At 40.4% G+C, this 18,077-nt stretch carries 15 protein-coding genes; all 15 read left to right on the forward strand.

Going from position 1 to position 18,077, the window contains the following annotated elements; genetic code table 11:
• The first annotated feature begins 111 nt into the window (after positions 1-111).
• Positions 112-381: a YlmC/YmxH family sporulation protein gene (locus NSQ62_RS04530; RefSeq protein WP_341322738.1), complete on the forward strand. Its 270-nt coding sequence runs from the start codon at positions 112-114 to the stop codon at positions 379-381.
• Positions 378-1,151 (forward strand): NAD(P)-dependent oxidoreductase, encoded by a 774-nt coding sequence (locus NSQ62_RS04535; protein WP_341322739.1) that lies wholly within the window; start codon positions 378-380, stop codon positions 1,149-1,151. The genes NSQ62_RS04530 and NSQ62_RS04535 overlap by 4 nt, the downstream gene beginning before the upstream one ends.
• Complete coding sequence (locus tag NSQ62_RS04540) at positions 1,144-1,734, forward strand: dipicolinate synthase subunit B (RefSeq protein ID WP_341322740.1); 591 nt, start codon at positions 1,144-1,146, stop codon at positions 1,732-1,734. Before NSQ62_RS04535 ends, NSQ62_RS04540 begins: the two co-directional genes overlap by 8 nt.
• An 86-nt stretch (positions 1,735-1,820) precedes the next feature.
• Entirely contained in the window at positions 1,821-2,861 is a 1,041-nt protein-coding gene (locus tag NSQ62_RS04545; RefSeq protein ID WP_341322741.1) for an aspartate-semialdehyde dehydrogenase, read from the forward strand.
• A gap of 15 nt (positions 2,862-2,876) precedes the next feature.
• Entirely contained in the window at positions 2,877-3,788 is a 912-nt protein-coding gene (gene dapA, locus NSQ62_RS04550) for a 4-hydroxy-tetrahydrodipicolinate synthase (protein ID WP_341322742.1), read from the forward strand.
• A 377-nt stretch (positions 3,789-4,165) separates the two neighbouring features.
• Entirely contained in the window at positions 4,166-5,833 is a 1,668-nt protein-coding gene (locus NSQ62_RS04555) for a ribonuclease J (protein WP_341322743.1), read from the forward strand.
• Positions 5,834-6,104: 271 nt separating this feature from the next.
• The gene (locus NSQ62_RS04560; RefSeq protein WP_341322744.1) at positions 6,105-8,411 is read left to right on the forward strand and encodes a DNA translocase FtsK; all 2,307 of its coding nucleotides are present in this window, start codon (positions 6,105-6,107) and stop codon (positions 8,409-8,411) included.
• 201 nt (positions 8,412-8,612) lie between these two features.
• The gene (locus NSQ62_RS04565) at positions 8,613-9,341 is read left to right on the forward strand and encodes a GntR family transcriptional regulator (RefSeq protein ID WP_341322745.1); all 729 of its coding nucleotides are present in this window, start codon (positions 8,613-8,615) and stop codon (positions 9,339-9,341) included.
• 63 nt (positions 9,342-9,404) lie between these two features.
• Positions 9,405-10,484: a BMP family protein gene (locus NSQ62_RS04570; protein WP_341322746.1), complete on the forward strand. Its 1,080-nt coding sequence runs from the start codon at positions 9,405-9,407 to the stop codon at positions 10,482-10,484.
• Between the two features lie 300 nt (positions 10,485-10,784).
• Positions 10,785-12,317 (forward strand): ABC transporter ATP-binding protein, encoded by a 1,533-nt coding sequence (locus tag NSQ62_RS04575; RefSeq protein WP_341322747.1) that lies wholly within the window; start codon positions 10,785-10,787, stop codon positions 12,315-12,317.
• Entirely contained in the window at positions 12,317-13,366 is a 1,050-nt protein-coding gene (locus NSQ62_RS04580) for an ABC transporter permease (protein WP_341322748.1), read from the forward strand. The genes NSQ62_RS04575 and NSQ62_RS04580 overlap by 1 nt, the downstream gene beginning before the upstream one ends.
• Position 13,367: 1 nt before the next feature.
• On the forward strand, positions 13,368-14,327 hold the full coding sequence (locus NSQ62_RS04585) for an ABC transporter permease (RefSeq protein ID WP_341322749.1): 960 nt from the start codon (positions 13,368-13,370) through the stop codon (positions 14,325-14,327).
• Between the two features lie 439 nt (positions 14,328-14,766).
• Positions 14,767-16,029: a pitrilysin family protein gene (locus tag NSQ62_RS04590; protein ID WP_341322750.1), complete on the forward strand. Its 1,263-nt coding sequence runs from the start codon at positions 14,767-14,769 to the stop codon at positions 16,027-16,029.
• A 3-nt stretch (positions 16,030-16,032) separates the two neighbouring features.
• Entirely contained in the window at positions 16,033-17,334 is a 1,302-nt protein-coding gene (locus NSQ62_RS04595; protein WP_341322751.1) for a pitrilysin family protein, read from the forward strand.
• Positions 17,334-18,062, forward strand: coding sequence for an SDR family oxidoreductase (locus tag NSQ62_RS04600; RefSeq protein ID WP_341322752.1), 729 nt, complete (start codon positions 17,334-17,336; stop codon positions 18,060-18,062). The genes NSQ62_RS04595 and NSQ62_RS04600 overlap by 1 nt, the downstream gene beginning before the upstream one ends.
• The last annotated feature ends 15 nt before the right edge of the window (positions 18,063-18,077 follow it).

An 18,077-nucleotide genomic window follows, 5' to 3' on the forward strand; every position in this document is an offset into this window, starting at 1 on the left:
AGTGTATACAGTTTGGCGAAATATGTCTATTGAAAATTCGAACAATTCAACTTTCACTTAAGTGGCCCAAGACGCATATAGTATGGGGAGCTCACATAAAGGAGGAGAAGGATGCTGTTGTCAGAGCTAGCTGAAAAGGAATTAATCGAAATGGAAAACGGGGTACGCTACGGTTTTTTAGCCGAAACCGAATGTATATTTGATGCAAAGACTGGGAAAATTATCGGCTTTGAAATGCCCCCACAAATGGTGAAAATGCCATTTCAAAAAAAGAAGTCGGGAATGGTCAAGTACATTCCGTGGGAGGAAATCCAACTAATCGGTGAAGACCGCATATTGTTTCACAAAACAACATCAACATTAAAGCAGATGGACGGATGACGGAGCGCTGGCTGATTATCGGAACAGATGAGCGGATGAAGTTTTTAGCAAAACAACTCTCGAGCGATCTACGCACGGTCTATTATAAAAATAGTGATACATGGGATGCTGAATTAAATAAAACCGCGTTAGAATTTTACCCGACGCATGTTGTCTTGCCAATTCAGCCCCTTACACTGAAAGTTGAGGAACTTGCAGGTACCGCGCAGGCACAAATCTTTGCAGGAAAATTAAATGATGCTTGGACCGAGGCACTAAGTAAAAAGCATGTAAACTTTTATTTACAAGATGAAACGTTTATCTGGAAAAATGCCGCGCTTACGGCTGAAGGATTTTTAGCGCATCTTTATAGAGAAAAGGTAAGTGTTCAACAGAAGAAGATCCTCATAGCAGGCTTTGGTCGCGTTGGGAAAATGCTGGCCTTGTTTTTATCGAGGTTGCATGCACAGGTGGTCATTGCTGTTCGTTCACCTGCCCAGCAAGCAGAAGCCATTACCTATGGCTATGAAGGGGTCGTATTAAATACACAGCTACCAAAAGTCGATTTTATCATTAACACCATTCCTACGAAGTGGCTCACAAAAGAATATCAGCCACTCGTTACCTGTGCGATTTATGATATTGCATCGGCACCCGGTTGCTTAGATAATTTAAAGCTTTCGCAATACGAACTACTCCCGGCATTGCCTGGGAAATTTTTTCCGCAAGCAGCAGCCGGTGTATTAGCTGAAACCATCCTACGTTTAAGAAAGGAGCACATTCATGCTTGAGGGAAAACGAATCGGCTTAGGGATTACCGCGTCGCATTGTACGTATGAAGATGTGGTACCGAAAATTACCGATTTACGAAATGCGGGTGCAGTCGTAGTACCCATCATTACACCATCTGTTTTACATGCTGCAACCCGCTTTGGTACAGGGGAAGAATGGATTGAAAAAATAGAGGCGCTTGCTGGCGAAAAAGTCGTGAGCTCCATTTCCGAAGCAGAGCCATTTGGACCGAAAAATCCACTTGATTGTATGGTCATTGCCCCGTTAACAGGGAATTCACTCAGTAAATTTGCCAACGCAGCAACCGATAGTCCCGTATTAATGGCGGCTAAAGCGACTTTACGTAATGGCTCACCTGTTGTACTTGGTATTTCAACGAATGATGCACTTGGATTAAATGGTATGAATTTGATGAAACTCATGAATGCAAAAAACATTTTCTTCATTCCATTTGGTCAAGATGATCCGATAAAAAAACCGACGTCCTGTATTTCGGATTTCACGAAAATGCTCGAAACTGTCGTGTTTGTGCTCGCTCATAAAAAACAGCCTCAGCCTATATTTATACAATATTTTAAATAATCAAAAAATCTTACACAATTCAAAAAAATTATGTTACAATATCCAACATTATATACATACTGATGAGATTTAGGAGAGATGAAAACATGTCGAAGAAATTGAATGTTGCTGTAGTTGGAGCAACAGGAGCAGTAGGATCAAAAATGATGGAGAAATTAATTGAACGTAACTTCCCAATTGAATCAATTAAGTTTTTAGCCTCAGCACGTTCAGCAGGCAACCCGATTGAGTTCAATGGCACAACGTACAAAATCGAAGAAGCAACGCCAGAAAGTTTTGAAGGGGTAGATATTGCACTATTCTCAGCAGGTGGATCTGTATCAGAAATCTTAGCGCCAGAAGCAGCGAAGCGCGGGGCAATTGTTATTGATAATACAAGTCACTTCCGTATGGACCCAGAAGTACCGCTTGTTGTCCCAGAAGTCAATCGTCATGTATTAAAAACAATTCCTAAGGGGATCATTGCAAACCCGAACTGCTCGACAATTCAAATGATGGTCGCATTACAGCCGATTCGTGAAAAATTTGGTCTAAATAAAATCGTCGTTTCAACGTATCAAGCAGTTTCGGGTTCTGGCATTGCAGCGATTGATGAATTACGTACACAAAGCGCACAGTGGGAAGCGGGTAAAAACGTCGAAGCAAACGTGCTACCAGTGAAATCAGACGTAAAGCATTATCCAATCGCACGTAATGTAATTCCACAAATCGATAAATTTACAGACAACGGCTTTACATATGAAGAAATGAAAATGATTAACGAAACGAAAAAAATCATGGAAGCACCTGACATGAGTGTGGCGGCAACATGTGTACGTGTACCGGTTGTTTCAGGTCACTCAGAATCGGTCTATATTGAGCTTGATCAAGAGGCAACGGTTCAAGAAATTTTTGACGTATTAAAAGATGCACCAGGCATTGTGTTACAAGATGATATACGTGAGCAGCTTTACCCAATGCCAATTTTTGCTGAAAATGACGATGCAACATTCGTTGGCCGTATTCGCCAAGATTTAGATAATAAAAAAGGCTTCCACTTATGGATTGTGTCTGACAACTTATTAAAAGGTGCAGCACTGAACTCTATTCAAATCGCAGAAGCAATGCTAGAGGATAACTTACTATAAGAGGGGGATTTACGCATGGATTTCGGACGTATTGGCACAGCGATGATTACGCCATTTAAACAAGATGGCACCATTAATTATCCTGAATTAGAGCGTATTATTAATCATTTAATCGATAATGGGACAGATTGCATTATTGCGTGTGGGACCACTTCAGAAAACCCGACGATGTCAACAGAGGAAAAAATTGAAGTTGTACGTTTTACGGTTGAAAAAGTAGCAGGTCGTATTCCAGTAATCGCGGGTACAGGGGATAACGAAACCGCGTACTCAATCGCGATGACACATAAGGCAGAGGAAAACGGTGCAGACGGTATTATGCTCGTAACACCGTATTACAATAAGCCAAATCAGCGTGGGATGTATGCCCACTTTGAAACGATTGCCAAAGTTACAAAACTCCCTGTCATGCTCTATAATGTACCGGGTCGTACAGGCGCGAACATTTTAGCAGAAACGACGATTGCGTTAAGCCGTGATGTTGAAAATATTACGTGCATTAAAGAAGCAAGCGGCAACTTAGATCAAATGGGTGACATTATCGAAAATGTAGAGCCAGATTTCCACGTGTATTCGGGTGATGACGGCTTAACATTACCTTTACTTGCGATTGGTGGTCGCGGTATTATTTCTGTCGCGTCACATATTGTTGGTAAGGATATGCAGCAAATGATTCGTGCATTTGAAGAAGGGCGTCATCAAGAGGCTGCACAAATTCACCGTGCGCTATTACCACTTGTGCGTGCATTGTTTGCACAGCCAAATCCTTCACCAGTTAAATATGCGATGACAAAACTCGGCTTTGATACATTAGATGTGCGTATGCCAATGATGGAAATGCTACCAGAAGAAAAGGATGCATTCGATCAAATTTGGAATACGTACCTAGCAAAGGCCGAAAAATTCCGCACATTGCAAAATAATTAATTGGTTTTTGTAAAAACAAAAATACGAAATTGATCAATACAACCACCACTTCGAAATGGAGTTGGTGGTTTTTTATTTGTTAAGGAAATTATAGATTAACGCATTGTGGGTGACTTTGCATAAAGTTGTCTCTACGTTTAGGTTGAAGCGTCAGCCCCTCGAATATTTCAAACCCTCCTGCAAAAGTGGTGGAACGTTTACTTTTGCGTCGGGCTCTCCAATGTCTCTCGGGGCTTAACGGGCGCTTTAGCACTTTTGTTCATTCCAAAATGCTGGTTAAAAGAGAAATATCACTTTTTTATTTGTACTAACGCCATTCTCCCCGTATAATGAGATTTAAGTGGTTGCTGTTCGGAACATTTTTAGGAGGAAATAAAGTGACAAAGACAAAAAACGAATTAATCCGTGTCATCCCGCTAGGCGGCGTTGGCGAAATCGGAAAATCAATGTATGTAATTGAAATCGACGAAGAGCTTTTCGTAGTAGACAGTGGGTTAATGTTCCCAGAAGACGAAATGCTTGGAATTGATATCGTAATACCAGATATTACGTATTTAGAAGAAAACAAAGAGCGTGTCAAAGGGATTTTCTTAACGCACGGACATGAAGACGCAATTGGTTCGATCGCGTATGTATTAAAGAAAATCAAAGCACCAGTCTACGGTTCAAAATTAACAATCGCATTAGCAAAAGAGCATTTAAAAGAATTACCAGCACCGTATCAGGTGAAATTCTTTGAAGTAACGAGCAATAGCCGTATGAACTTCAATTCAACGCATGTGACATTCTTCCATACAACACACAGTATTCCAGATTCACTAGGAATCGTGTTCCATACGTCGGAAGGTGCTATTGTGCACACAGGTGAATTTAAATTCGACCAATCTGCTAAAGGTAAATTCAAGCCGGATTTAGCAAAAATGGCGATGCTAGGTGAAGAAGGCGTATTCATGCTTTTATCTGAATCTGTTGAAGCAGATCGTCCAGGCTATACAACGAGTGAAGCAGTAGTAGCAGAAGAATTACAAAAAACATTCCACTCAGCACCAGGTCGTATCATTGTAGCCCTTTATGCATCAAACTTTATTCGTATTCAACAAGTATTTACACAAGCAGCTGCCTCTCACCGTAAAGTAGCGGTTGTCGGCAAGTCGTTAGAAAAAATCGTTGATATCGGTGTGAACTTAGGCTACTTAGCGGTAGACGAAGAAACAATTATTCCAGTCAACGAAATTAGCAAATATCATGATGAACAAATTATTATTATGGCAACGGGTAATAAAGGTGAACCACTTGATGCGCTTGATAAAATCGTGCGCAAACACCACCGTGATGTCAAAATTAAAAATACAGATACTGTGTTAATCACATTTACACCATCACCATCGATGGAAGTGCAAATGTATAACACGCTAAACCAGCTAGCTAAAGCAGGGGCACAGGTGTTAACATCGAACAAAAAAGTTCACGTGTCCGGTCATGGTAGCGCGGAAGATTTAAAATTAATGTTAAACTTAATGAAGCCAAAGTATTTCGTGCCAATTCAAGGGGAGTACCGCATGTTAATTGCACACTCTAAATTAGCACAAGAAGTCGGCTTACAAAAATCGCAAATTTTCATCGCAGATAAAGGCGATATTATTGAGCATAAAAGCGGTAAAATGCGCATGACTGGTCGCGTACAAGCAGGTAACGTCTTAATTGATGGTATCGGTATTGGCGATGTTGGAAATATCGTATTACGTGATCGTAAACTATTATCACAGGATGGTATTTTCATCGTAGTTGTAACATTAAACCGTGCTCAAAAGAAAATTGCATCAGGTCCAGAAATTTTATCTCGTGGCTTCGTTTATGTGCGTGAGTCAGAGCATCTAATGGAAGAGGCTTCAAAGATTGCTCGTGAAGTCATCGAAAAATACGTAGGTAAAGAAACGTTTGAATGGACAAACATTAAGCAAGAAATTCGTGATACACTAAATCAATACTTATTCCAAAAAACAAAACGTCGCCCAATGATTATTCCAATTATCATGGAATACTAAGCGCGTAATTGAAAAGGGTTTTCTTACAGCAAGTGTGAGAAAGCCCTTTTTGTTACTATAAATAAAGGGTGCTAACGGAACTTTTTAAATTAAAGTACACTTTAGCTATTGGTGGGCTACGGCAAGACAGCGCTAAAGCCACGCTCCCAGGAAAGCGCCCCGTAGGCAGTAGAACGGATTTTATTTAAAAGTAAATGAATTGAAGCCTAAATTGAATGTTTGACGTCTAATAGTAGAATCAAAAAAGCAAGAAGAAGTAGGTGAGGGACCGTTGGAACGTAATTCTAAAGCGGCAAAAGGGAAATCAAAAGCAAAACAAAAATCAAGGCCAACCTTAAAGGCCAAAAATAAAGAGCTGCATCCGCTCGCATATGAAATTATCGGACTCGTGCTCATTGCATTTGCTGTCATCGAATTTTTCGAATTCGGACTCGTGGGGAAATGGATGCATTCGCTTGCGATGTTTTTCTTCGGCAATTTGCATTTTATCGTGCCGTTATTATGCTTTGTCATTTCGGGAATGCTGATGGTAAAGCGTCGAGGAGTAGCTTTTAAATCACGCGTTGTGTACGGTGTGTTATTTATCGGGATGAGTTTAACCATTTTTAGCCATAGTATGCTGTTTGAACAACTCCATAATACGAATGGTTTATTGTCTGACTCCGTGTTAAAAGAAACATGGCGTATTTTAATTAGTACAGAAGGGATTACCAATCGTAGTAATGCATTAGGCGGCGGAATGATTGGTGGACTATTGTTTAGCATCTTACATGTATTGTTTGATTCAGGTGGTGCCAAAATTGCAGCGTTTGTGTTATTTGCGATTGGGGCCATTTTAATTACGGGTAAAGCACTTGTACCGGTGTTAGTGGAAAAAGCTCCGTCTATGAAGGGAAAATTTCCGAAGCGCCGAGCAAAACGTGCTAGACCTGCAAATCGTAATAATAGAGCACGTCCCCAACGGCAACAGCAGGAAATCGAACATGAAGAAGCGAATGAAGAGACAGAAGAGCTTGTCATAACAGCAGCACATCAAGAGCCACCGATTATTTCAAATTTCTCAGAGCAAATAAGGCGCCAGATTGAGCCAGAACCGGAGCCAGAGTTAGAAGAAGAAATGGAGGAGGTTATACAGCTCGTACAAGAGCCAACAACATCACAACAAGCGTATACATTACCTTCCATTCAATTATTACAGGCACCACCACAGCATGACCAAAGCGGTGAGTATTCGATTATCCAAGCAAATGCGAAAAAGTTAGAGCAAACATTTGCGAGCTTTGGGGTAAAAGCAAAGGTGACACAGGCACATTTAGGGCCTGCTGTTACAAAATATGAAGTCATGCCAGACACCGGTGTGAAAGTTAGTAAAATCGTTGGCTTGCAGGATGATTTGGCGTTAGCACTTGCGGCGAAAGATATTCGGATCGAAGCACCGATTCCAGGGAAATCTGCAGTAGGCATTGAAGTACCGAACAGTGAAATTGCGATTGTAACCTTACGTGAGGTAATTGAAGTGAATGAACAGGTAAAGCTCGATTCTAAGTTGTTTGTCAGCTTAGGCCGTGATGTAACAGGACAAGCCATCTCTGCAGAATTAAACAAAATGCCGCATTTATTAGTCGCCGGTTCAACCGGGAGTGGTAAAAGCGTATGTATTAATGGCATCATTGTGTCACTCTTAATGCGTGCCACGCCAAGTGAAGTGCGCATGATGATGATTGACCCAAAAATGGTAGAATTAAGTGTTTATAACGGAATTCCCCATTTATTAGCGCCTGTAGTCACGGATCCGAGAAAAGCTGCTCAAGCCCTGCAAAAGGTGGTCGCGGAAATGGAACGTCGTTATGACCTCTTTTCAACGTCGGGGACACGTAATATTGAAGGGTATAATGATTATATTATGCGTTACAATATGGAAAATAACGAAGAGCAACCGAAGCTTCCTTTTATCGTTGTTATTGTCGATGAGTTAGCAGATTTAATGATGGTAGCCTCACATGAAGTGGAAGATGCCATTACACGTTTAGCACAAATGGCGCGTGCTGCAGGGATACATTTAATCATTGCCACACAGCGTCCATCTGTTGATGTTATTACAGGTATCATTAAAGCGAATATTCCGTCACGTATTGCCTTTGCGGTATCGTCTGCGGTGGATTCGCGTACAATCTTGGATATGGGTGGTGCTGAACGCTTACTGGGGCGCGGGGATATGCTGTATTTACCAGCCGGCGCATCGAAACCTGTTCGTGTCCAAGGTGCGTTTGTAAGTGATCAAGAAGTGGAAAAGATCATCGATAGCGTCGTCGAACAACAAAAAGCGCAGTACGAGGAGGCGATGATTCCGACAGATGAACCCGTAGCAAATGAGCTCGATGACACGGATGACCTTTACGAAGAAGCGGTACAAATGGTTCTAGAAATGCAAACGGCTTCGGTATCATTACTGCAACGTCGCTTCCGAATTGGCTACTCACGGGCAGCTAGAATCGTCGATCAAATGGAAGCTCGAGGCGTCGTAGGACCACCAGAAGGAAGTAAGCCGAGACAAGTATTAGGGAATCGTTACAATTAAGTAGCGATTTCAAATGATTAAAATTTTCGGAATATAAATATTTCTGTACATTATTTAATAAATTTGCTCAATATTTCTTTTAACATGACACATTTCTAGAAATATGTTTTCTTTTTACGTTCAAAGTGTTATATTATTTACGAATTAGTAGGAATGTTGTACATCAGATGTCTGATCTCTATGTTATGGTGGTGATATAAAGTGTCAATTAAAGCTGATCATCGTCATTTATACTTACAAGTGATTGATCGTTTGAAATCAGATATTGATAAAGGGGTTTATCATGAAAATGAAAAACTACCGTCTGAGTTCGAGCTTTCGAAAACACTTGGTGTAAGTCGTGCAACGCTTCGTGAAGCACTTCGACTATTGGAAGAGGAAAACGTCATTGTACGTCGTCATGGTGTAGGTACATTTGTTAATCCAAAACCGTTGTTTACATCAGGTATTGAGCAATTATCAAGTGTTTCTTCTATGATTGAAAATGCCGGTATGAATCCGGGCACAATTTTTATTAGTGCCAAGGAAGAAAAGGCAACAGAAGATGATATGGAACGATTCCAAACTGACATTGATGACAATGTTATCACGATTGAACGTGTAAGAACGGCGGATAATGAGCCGGTCGTCTACTGTGTAGACAGAGTACCAGCGAGTCTTTTGCCAAAAGAATTTTTAAGCAATCAAAATGTTTCAATTTTTTCGGCTTTAGAGCAAACAGGGAATATTCGAGTGGCGTATGCCATCACGTATATTGATCCAGTAGGTTTCCATGACGAAGTTTCACCAATTTTGAAATGTGGTCCAGAAACCGCTTTACTAGTTTTGAAACAGCTACACTATGATGAAAATGATCGTGTAGTACTTTACTCGAAAAACTACTTCAGAGCTGATAAATTCAGTTTCCATGTAGTACGTAAACGGGTGTAGAACAATTTTTTATGTATTCCTGCTAATATCATCAATCAATTACCTTTGAGGGGGACTCATTCAATGAAAAAGCGTAAATTTGGTTTATTAATTTCTTCTGTAGTAGCAACTGGTGCAATCTTAGCTGCGTGTGGTAGCGACGAGGACACAAAAAAAGACACGGACACAAACGCAGGTAGCGAAGGCGATAACTTTGCAATTGCCATGGTAACAGACGTAGGTGGCGTTGATGACAAATCATTCAACCAATCAGCTTGGGAAGGCGTTCAAAAATTTGGCGCTGACAATGGTTTATCAAAAGGTGACGGCGGTTTTGATTACTTACAATCACAATCAGATGCAGACTACAACACAAACTTAAATAACTTATTACGTCGTGATTTCGATTTAGTATTTGGTGTTGGTTTCATGATGGCTGACGCAATGGGCGAAGTTGCAAACGAAAACCCAGATGCACAATTAGCATTAATTGACTCAGCTGACGTAACAGCAGATAACTTAGTAAACATTCTTTTCAAAGAGCAAGAGGGCGCATTCTTAGCAGGTGTTGTTGCTGCTGAAATGTCTCAATCAGGTAAAATTGGTTTCGTAGGTGGCGTTGATATCCCAGTTATCAACCGTTTCCACGCTGGTTTCGTTGAGGGTGCAAAAGCAGTAAACCCTAATATCGATATTAAAGTGAACTACACAGGTGCATTCGATGACGCTTCTAAAGGTAAAATCGCTGCAAACTCTATGTACTCTGCAGGCGTAGATATTATTTTCCACGCTGCTGGTGGTACAGGTAACGGTGTATTCTCTGAAGCAAAAGAGCGTAAAGCAAAAGACCCTAATGCCAACGTATGGGTAATCGGTGTAGATGCTGACCAATACGCTGAAGGTCAAGTGGATGGTTCAACAAACATCACATTAACTTCTATGTTAAAAGGTGTTAACAACGCAGTAATAGACGTTGCAAATAAAGCTAAAGCTGGGGAATTCCCTGGTGGCGAAACAATCGTTTACGGTTTAGCTGAAAACGGTGTTGGTTTAGCAGATTCTCGTGGCGCAATTCCTCAAGAAATCTTAGATGATGTAGAAGTATACAAAGAAAAAATTGCTTCAGGCGAAATTAAAGTTTCTGAAGAAAAACCTAAAGAATAATTTAGTTATTCCTAAAGGGAATCATCATAGGCGTCTTCTTGCCTATGATGATTTTATAGTTTAATGAAGTATTCTTAAAATTGAAATAATAATTGCCGATAAGCTTGGAAATCTATTTTTATTCGATATCGATAAAAATGTAAGCGTTCTATTTTTTTAATATAATAATAAAAGGGAATTTTCAACCTTTGTCGAATACTATAAAATTGATAGATGAAAGATTTTTCAAAAAAATCTTTCATGTGTTTATTTTAACCTAATACTAATTTTTTATTTAAATAGCCTAAAGGAGTGAATACTGTGGAACATGTGATTGAAATGCTAGGAATCCGAAAAGAATTCGGAAACTTCGTAGCAAATAACAACATCACCCTCCAATTAAAAAAAGGCGAAATTCATGCACTACTTGGTGAAAACGGTGCAGGTAAGTCGACTTTAATGAATGTGCTTTTCGGTCTTTATCAACCAGAAGCTGGTGAAATAAAAGTGCGTGGGAAAGTAGAAAAAATTACAGACCCAAACAAGGCAAATGATTTAGGAATCGGGATGGTTCACCAACACTTTATGTTAGTGGAAAACTTCACGGTGACAGAAAACATTATTTTAGGGAGCGAGCCAACAAAATTTGGTTCAATCAACATTAAAGATGCAGCAAAGAAGATTGCAGATTTATCGAAGAAGTACAATTTAGATGTAGATCCCTACGCGAAAATTGAAGACATTTCAGTCGGTATGCAACAACGTGTAGAAATTTTAAAAACATTGTACCGTGGTGCAGAGATTTTAATTTTCGACGAACCAACAGCGTCACTAACACCGCAAGAAATTATCGAATTAATCGCGATTTTAAAGCTTCTTATTAAAGAAGGTAAATCAATCATCATTATTACACACAAATTAAAAGAAATTATGGAAGTATCTGACCGTGTTACGATTATTCGTAAAGGGGAAGGGATTGGTACAGTTGTTACAGCTGAAACAAACCCAAATCAGCTTGCTGAATTAATGGTTGGACGCCAAGTCGAGTTCAAAACAGAAAAAACAGAAGCACACCCGACAGAGGAAGTACTTTCAGTTGAAAACTTAGTTGTGACAGATTACCGTAACATCGAAAAAGTAAAAGGCTTAAACTTATCGGTTCGCCGTGGTGAAATCGTTGGTATTGCTGGTATTGATGGCAACGGTCAATCAGAATTAATCGAAGCGATTACAGGTCTTCGTAAAGTGAAGAGCGGTAAAGTAATGTTAAACGGTAAAGATATTACGGGGTTAAAGCCGCGTGAAATTACGGAAACAGGCATTGGGCATATTCCACAAGACCGTCATAAACACGGACTTGTACTCGATTTCCCAATTGGACATAACATTGTGCTACAAACCTATTACAAAGAGCCGATTTCAAAAGGCTTTGTAATGGATTATAAAAAGATTAATGAAAAAGCACGCCAAGTCATCGAAGAGTTTGACGTTCGTACAGGTCATGGTGAAATGACACCGGCACGTGCGCTTTCAGGTGGTAACCAACAAAAAGCGATTATCGGTCGTGAAGTTGACCGTGATCCGGATCTTTTAATTGCGGCACTTCCTACGCGTGGCCTTGACGTGGGTGCGATTGAGTTTATTCACTCACGCCTTATTGAGCAACGCGACAAAGGAAAAGCGGTACTATTAATTTCATTCGAATTAGATGAAGTCATGAATGTATCAGATAAAATCGCTGTAATTTACGATGGAACAATTGTAGATACAGTCTATCCGAAAGAAACAACTGAACAAGAGCTTGGCTTATTGATGGCCGGCGAAAAGCGTAAAGTGAAGGAGGGGAACGACTAATGTCTAATCGTGCAATCAATATTCTCGTTCCTGTCATTTCCGTTATTTTAGGTTTACTAGTAGGCGGCATCGTGATGGTTGTCAGTGGCTACAATGCCATTGACGGGTACATCGCGTTATGGAACGGTATTTTTGGGGATATTTATTCAATTGGTAATACAATTCGCCAAATTACACCATATATTTTATCAGGTCTTGCGGTAGCATTCGCGTTCCGTACTGGGCTATTCAACATCGGGGTAGAAGGTCAGCTATTAATGGGTTGGCTAGCAGCAGCATACGTAGGTTATGCGATTGAAGGCTTACCTCGTGTAATTCACTTACCACTTGCATTACTAGCAGCGGCAGCAGCAGGTGCTTTCTGGGCATTTATCGTAGGTTTCTTAAAAGCGAAACTTCACGTACACGAAGTAATCGCTTCGATCATGTTAAACTATACAGCGCTGTATATTACGAATGCAGCGATTAAATCATTATCAGATGGTGGTTTCAAAACGCCAACAGTTGTTGAATCAGCAACATTACGTAATCAATGGTTACGTGAGTTCACAGATAACTCAAGTATGCACTTAGGGATTATCGTTGCAATTTTAATGGTTGTGGTGATGTGGTTCATCTTAGAAAAAACAACACGTGGTTACGAGTTAAAATCAGTAGGTTTCAACAAAAACGCTGCTGAATACGCTGGTATGAACGTGAATAAAAACATTATTTTAGCAATGACGATTTCGGGTGTTTTCGCAGGTCTTGCAGGTGCGATGGAAGCGCTAGGTACATACCAAAATGCTTCAATCAAAGCAGCTGCTTCAGGAATCGGGTTTGACGGGATCGCCGTAGCCTTACTTGGTGCCAATAACCCAATCGGTGTATTCTTCGGGGCATCATTATTCGGCTCATTAAAATACGGGGCACTGAATATGCCAAACGCCGCTGGTATCCCAGAGGAAATCGTATCAATTATTATTGCCGTAATTATTTTATTCGTAGCATCAGGCTATATTTTACGTGTCGGTTTAGAGAAATTCGGTAAGAAAAAGGAGGGCAAGTAACATGAGCTTTTTAGAAGTGTTATACTTTATCGTCCCTTCTGCTCTACTTTACGCAACACCACTTATTTTCACGGGTACGGGCGCGTTATTTTCTGAGCGTGCTGGGGTAATCGGCCTTGGTGTTGAAGGTTTAATGATTGTTGGTGCGTTTACAGGGATTTATGTAAACTTAGAGTTTTATGATCAATTTGGTCGCAATGTTATTTGGGTTGCCTTACTTGCAGCGCTTGTTGCAGGTGCCATCTTCTCATTAATTATCGCAGTAGCAGCGGTTACATTCCGCGCTGACCAAACCGTAACAGGGGTAGCGGTCAACATGTTAGCGGCTGCCATTACGGTATTCTTAGTGAAATTAATTTATGATAAAGGGCAAACGGACATGATTCAAGCGCCAATTCGTCGTTTTGAAGTGCCGTATTTATCAGATATTCCGTTCTTCGGTAAATTATTATTCCATGACCTATATGCAACGACAATTATTGCATTTATCGTCGCAATCGGTGCATGGTATATTATGTACAAAACGCCATTCGGTCTACGTATTCGTGCAGTTGGGGAACACCCAATGGCAGCGGACACAATGGGTGTAAACGTAACAAAAATGCGTTATATCGGTGTTATGATTTCAGGTGCATTAGCAGCAGTTGGTGGTGCGTCATTAGCCATGACCGTTTCAGGTGACTTCTCTGCTTCGACAATTGCCGGACAAGGGTTCATCGCCATCGCAGCCATGATCTTCGGTAAATGGCATCCACTTGGTACATTAGGTGCGGCGTTATTCTTCGGTTTAGCGCAAACATTAAGTATCGGTGGTAGCAATCTTCCTGTTATCCAAAACATTCCATCTGTTATTTTACAAGTATTACCGTATGTGTTAACGATCCTTGCATTAGCAGGCTTCATTGGTAAAGCAGTAGCACCAAAAGCATCAGGCGTACCTTATATTAAAGGGAAACGATAAAATAAAACGATTTGCTCGGTGGAGGATTCATCTTCCATCGGGCATTTTTTTATGGGAGCCAGTGAAGTTTAGAGAGCTTAGCACGGGGAGGTGTTCTTCCTTAATTTGGGTATTCGCTCGTAAGCTCATGAAAAACGCTCGTAAAACTCGTGAAAACGCTCATAAACGTTGAACTTCCGCTCGTAATAACTGAGTTTCCGCTCGTAATAACTGAATTTTCACTCAAAAAATCAAAAAACCGTTCATTAATCCTGATGAACGTAATAAAAATCGAAACTTTATATGAAAAAAGCATAATCTTTCCTCGGAGACGTCATACTAAAAAGAAAATGTTTATTGCGGATTTCGACAACTTTTAGCTAATAATTTTGCACAAAGTATTCCAACACATGTATAGTAGAAGAAGAATGATTTTATTAGGTAGTCAGGAGGAGTTTTTTTGTTTTTAACGACTGAAATAGCGAAGGGTGTTTCGCTTCATATACGACAAACAGCTCAATTTAAAACGGTCAATTTTTCAATTAAGTGGAGAGCCCCGTTATCTGAAAAAACAGCATCAGAGCGCACGGTACTATCGAATGTGTTACAACATAGTAACGAAAAATTCCCAACATCAGCGAGCTTCCGTAGCTATTTAGATGATCTATTTGGCACGGTGTTATACTTCGATACGACAAAGCGTGGCGCGGAGCATACGCTTTTATTCAACGTTGAAACGGTAAACGATCAATACTTATCACACGGCAACGTTTTAAATGAAGTAATCGATGTGATGCATGAGGCAATTTTTAAGCCGAACTTTGAAAATGGTCAGTTTAAAGAAGCGATTGTAGAACGCGAAAAAAGCATGGTTGTTCAACGTATTGAGTCGGTATTTGACGATAAATCACGCTATGCACAAAAGCGTTTAACAGAAATTTTACGCCCGAATTCACCAGCTTCGATGTCAGCGAATGGTACGATTGACGATGTAAAAGCCATTACACCAGCATCTTTAACAAAAACATACGAAGACATGCTAAAAAATGACGTCATCGATATTTACGTTGTCGGTGATGTAGATATTGAGCAAATGACAACACAAATTAAAAAAGCATTACCATTTACAGACCGCGAAAACGTGCGTCTACCAAAAGTAGCGGACTTTGATGGACAAGTTGAAGCGTATACAAAAGAAACACTAGAAATGAAACAAGGCAAGCTGCATATCGGTTATTCAACACCGGTACGCTTTGGCGATGAAGACTTTGCGAGCATGCAAATTTTCAACGGGATTTTCGGTGGCTATGCGCATTCGAAATTGTTCATGAATGTGCGTGAAAAAGAAAGCTTAGCTTATTATGCGTCAAGTTCGTATTCTTCACACTATGGTCTACTGTTTGTTGTGTCAGGGATTGAGCCAGCAAATGAAGAAAAAGCACGCGAGTTAATTACACAGCAACTGCAAGTCATGCAAAATGGTGAGATTTCGGAATTAGAGCTAGCGCAAACAAAAGCAATGCTTATTAATCAAATGAAAGAAGCGTTAGACTCATCACGCGGCCAAATCGAAATTTTTGACCAATATAAAACATTAGACGAGCAATTTACATTAGATATGTGGGTTACGCGTTGGAATGCTATTACAAAAGAAGACGTACAAAAAGTAGCGCAAAAAATTGAGCTACAAGCAACGTATTTCTTATGCGGTAAGGAGGACTAGACTTTGCAAACGATTGAATTTAAACAACTAGACGAAACATTATATTACAAAAAATTAAACAACGGGTTAGATGTCTACATCTTGCCGAAAAAAGGATTTTCAAAAACGTTTGTGACGTTCACAACAAAGTATGGTTCAATCGATCGTACGTTTGTACCAATTGGTGAACAAGAGCCAATTACCGTTCCAGACGGGATCGCACACTTTTTAGAGCATAAAATGTTTGAAAAAGAAGATGGCGACGTGTTCCAAAAGTTTAGTGAAGTAGGTGCACAGGCAAATGCCTTTACGTCATTTACACGTACAGCGTATTTATTCTCAGCAACGGATCACCTTTATAAAAGCACTGAAACGTTATTAAACTTCGTGCAGGAGCCTTATTTCACGGAAGAAACAGTAAACAAAGAAAAGGGCATCATCGGTCAAGAAATTACGATGTATGATGACCAACCCGATTGGCGTTTATATTTTGGTGCGATTGAAAATATGTATCACAATCACCCAGTGAAAATTGATATTGCGGGTACAATTGAAACGATTGATGGCATTACTGCTGAGCATTTATACACATGCTACAACACGTTTTACCATCCATCGAACATGCTGTTATTCGTCATTGGTGCAGTGGATCCAACCGAAATGATGGCATTTATCGAAAACAACCAAAACGAAAAAACATTCCCAGAAGCAACACCGATTGAACGCTTATTCGATGAAGAGCCATCAACCGTGGCAGAAAAAGAACGCGTGCTGCATATGGATGTGCAAAAGCCAAAAGTTTATGTTGGCTTAAAGGCAAAAGAGACCGATTTAAGTGGCGAGGCAATGTTAAAGCATGAACTGTCAGCACAAATTGCGTTAGAATGTTTATTTGGTCGCGCTTCAGCGTTCTACACAGATATATATGAGAATGACCTAATCGATGAGTCTTACGGCTATGATTTTTCATTAGAAAAAGGCTACGGCTTTGCATTAATTGGCTCAGATACAGAGCAGCCAGACAAGCTAGTAGAAGTTATTAAAGAAAAATTAGCACAAGCAGAGCAAGAGAACTTATTCACAACAGAAGATGTTGAGCGTATTAAACGAAAAAAAATCGGTTTCTTCTTACGTGCACTGAATTCAATCGAGTTTATCGCGAACCAATTTACACGCTATAAATTTAACGACATGAACTTATTTGATGTTGTGCCCGTATTAGAAACGTTAACAGTAGAAGATATCGCACAAGCGTTTAAAACGGTACAAGGTAAAGAACAACAAACGGTGTTCAAAGTTTTACCGATTAGTGAGCGCAACGCATAATGAAGAAGTTTGCATTAATTTGTGGGGCGTCCGGTGCAATTGGTGAAGCCATTTCCCGTAGCCTTGCGCAAGATGGCTGGTCCCTGTATCTGCATTACAATGCGAGTGCGGAAAAGGTACAAGCGTTGTATACGCAGTTAGCAGGGAATTTCCCCGAGCAAGAATTTATCCCTGTACAAGCAGACTTTAGTACAGATACAGGTGCCGAGCAGCTTGCGTCACAAATCTTCTCACTGCAGGCGATTGTCTTTGCAAATGGACATGCTTATTATGGACTGCTTGAAGATACGACAGGCGCAGATATGACGAAGCTGTGGCTTGTACATGTACAAAACCCGATGCGCACGACAGCACTCTTAGCGAGCAAGCTCCGTGCGCATTCAGTGAGTTATGTGCTTGTTATTGGGTCTATTTGGGGAGATGTTGGCGCGGCTGGTGAAGTGGCGTATTCGGCTGTCAAAGGCGCACAGCATAGCTTTGTAAAAGCCTATGCACAGGAAGTCGCGTATAACGGCATTCGCGTCAATGCGATTGCACCAGGCATTATTGATACGGCAATGAACAGTAAGCTAAATGCAGAAGAGCGTGAGGAGCTGGCAAGCCAAATTCCGCTACAAGCTTTCGGTGAAGCGCGTGATATTGCAAATATGGCTACCTTTTATGTGAGTGGTAAAGCGGATTATGTGACAGGTCAAATTATTCGAGTGAACGGTGGTTGGTACATATAATTTTCGTTTCTCGTA

It is taken from the genome of Solibacillus sp. FSL H8-0523 (genome assembly GCF_038051985.1).
Classification (GTDB): Bacteria; Bacillota; Bacilli; order Bacillales_A; family Planococcaceae; genus Solibacillus.

Coding starts and splice junctions, on each gene's coding strand:
- NSQ62_RS04545 (WP_341322741.1), top strand. CDS start 1,821: ATGTCGAAGAAATTGAATGTTGCTGTAGTTGGAGCAACAGGAGCAGTA.
- NSQ62_RS04585 (WP_341322749.1), top strand. CDS start 13,368: ATGAGCTTTTTAGAAGTGTTATACTTTATCGTCCCTTCTGCTCTACTT.
- NSQ62_RS04535 (WP_341322739.1), top strand. CDS start 378: ATGACGGAGCGCTGGCTGATTATCGGAACAGATGAGCGGATGAAGTTT.
- NSQ62_RS04570 (WP_341322746.1), top strand. CDS start 9,405: ATGAAAAAGCGTAAATTTGGTTTATTAATTTCTTCTGTAGTAGCAACT.
- NSQ62_RS04540 (WP_341322740.1), top strand. CDS start 1,144: ATGCTTGAGGGAAAACGAATCGGCTTAGGGATTACCGCGTCGCATTGT.
- dapA (WP_341322742.1), top strand. CDS start 2,877: ATGGATTTCGGACGTATTGGCACAGCGATGATTACGCCATTTAAACAA.
- NSQ62_RS04530 (WP_341322738.1), top strand. CDS start 112: ATGCTGTTGTCAGAGCTAGCTGAAAAGGAATTAATCGAAATGGAAAAC.
- NSQ62_RS04580 (WP_341322748.1), top strand. CDS start 12,317: ATGTCTAATCGTGCAATCAATATTCTCGTTCCTGTCATTTCCGTTATT.
- NSQ62_RS04600 (WP_341322752.1), top strand. CDS start 17,334: ATGAAGAAGTTTGCATTAATTTGTGGGGCGTCCGGTGCAATTGGTGAA.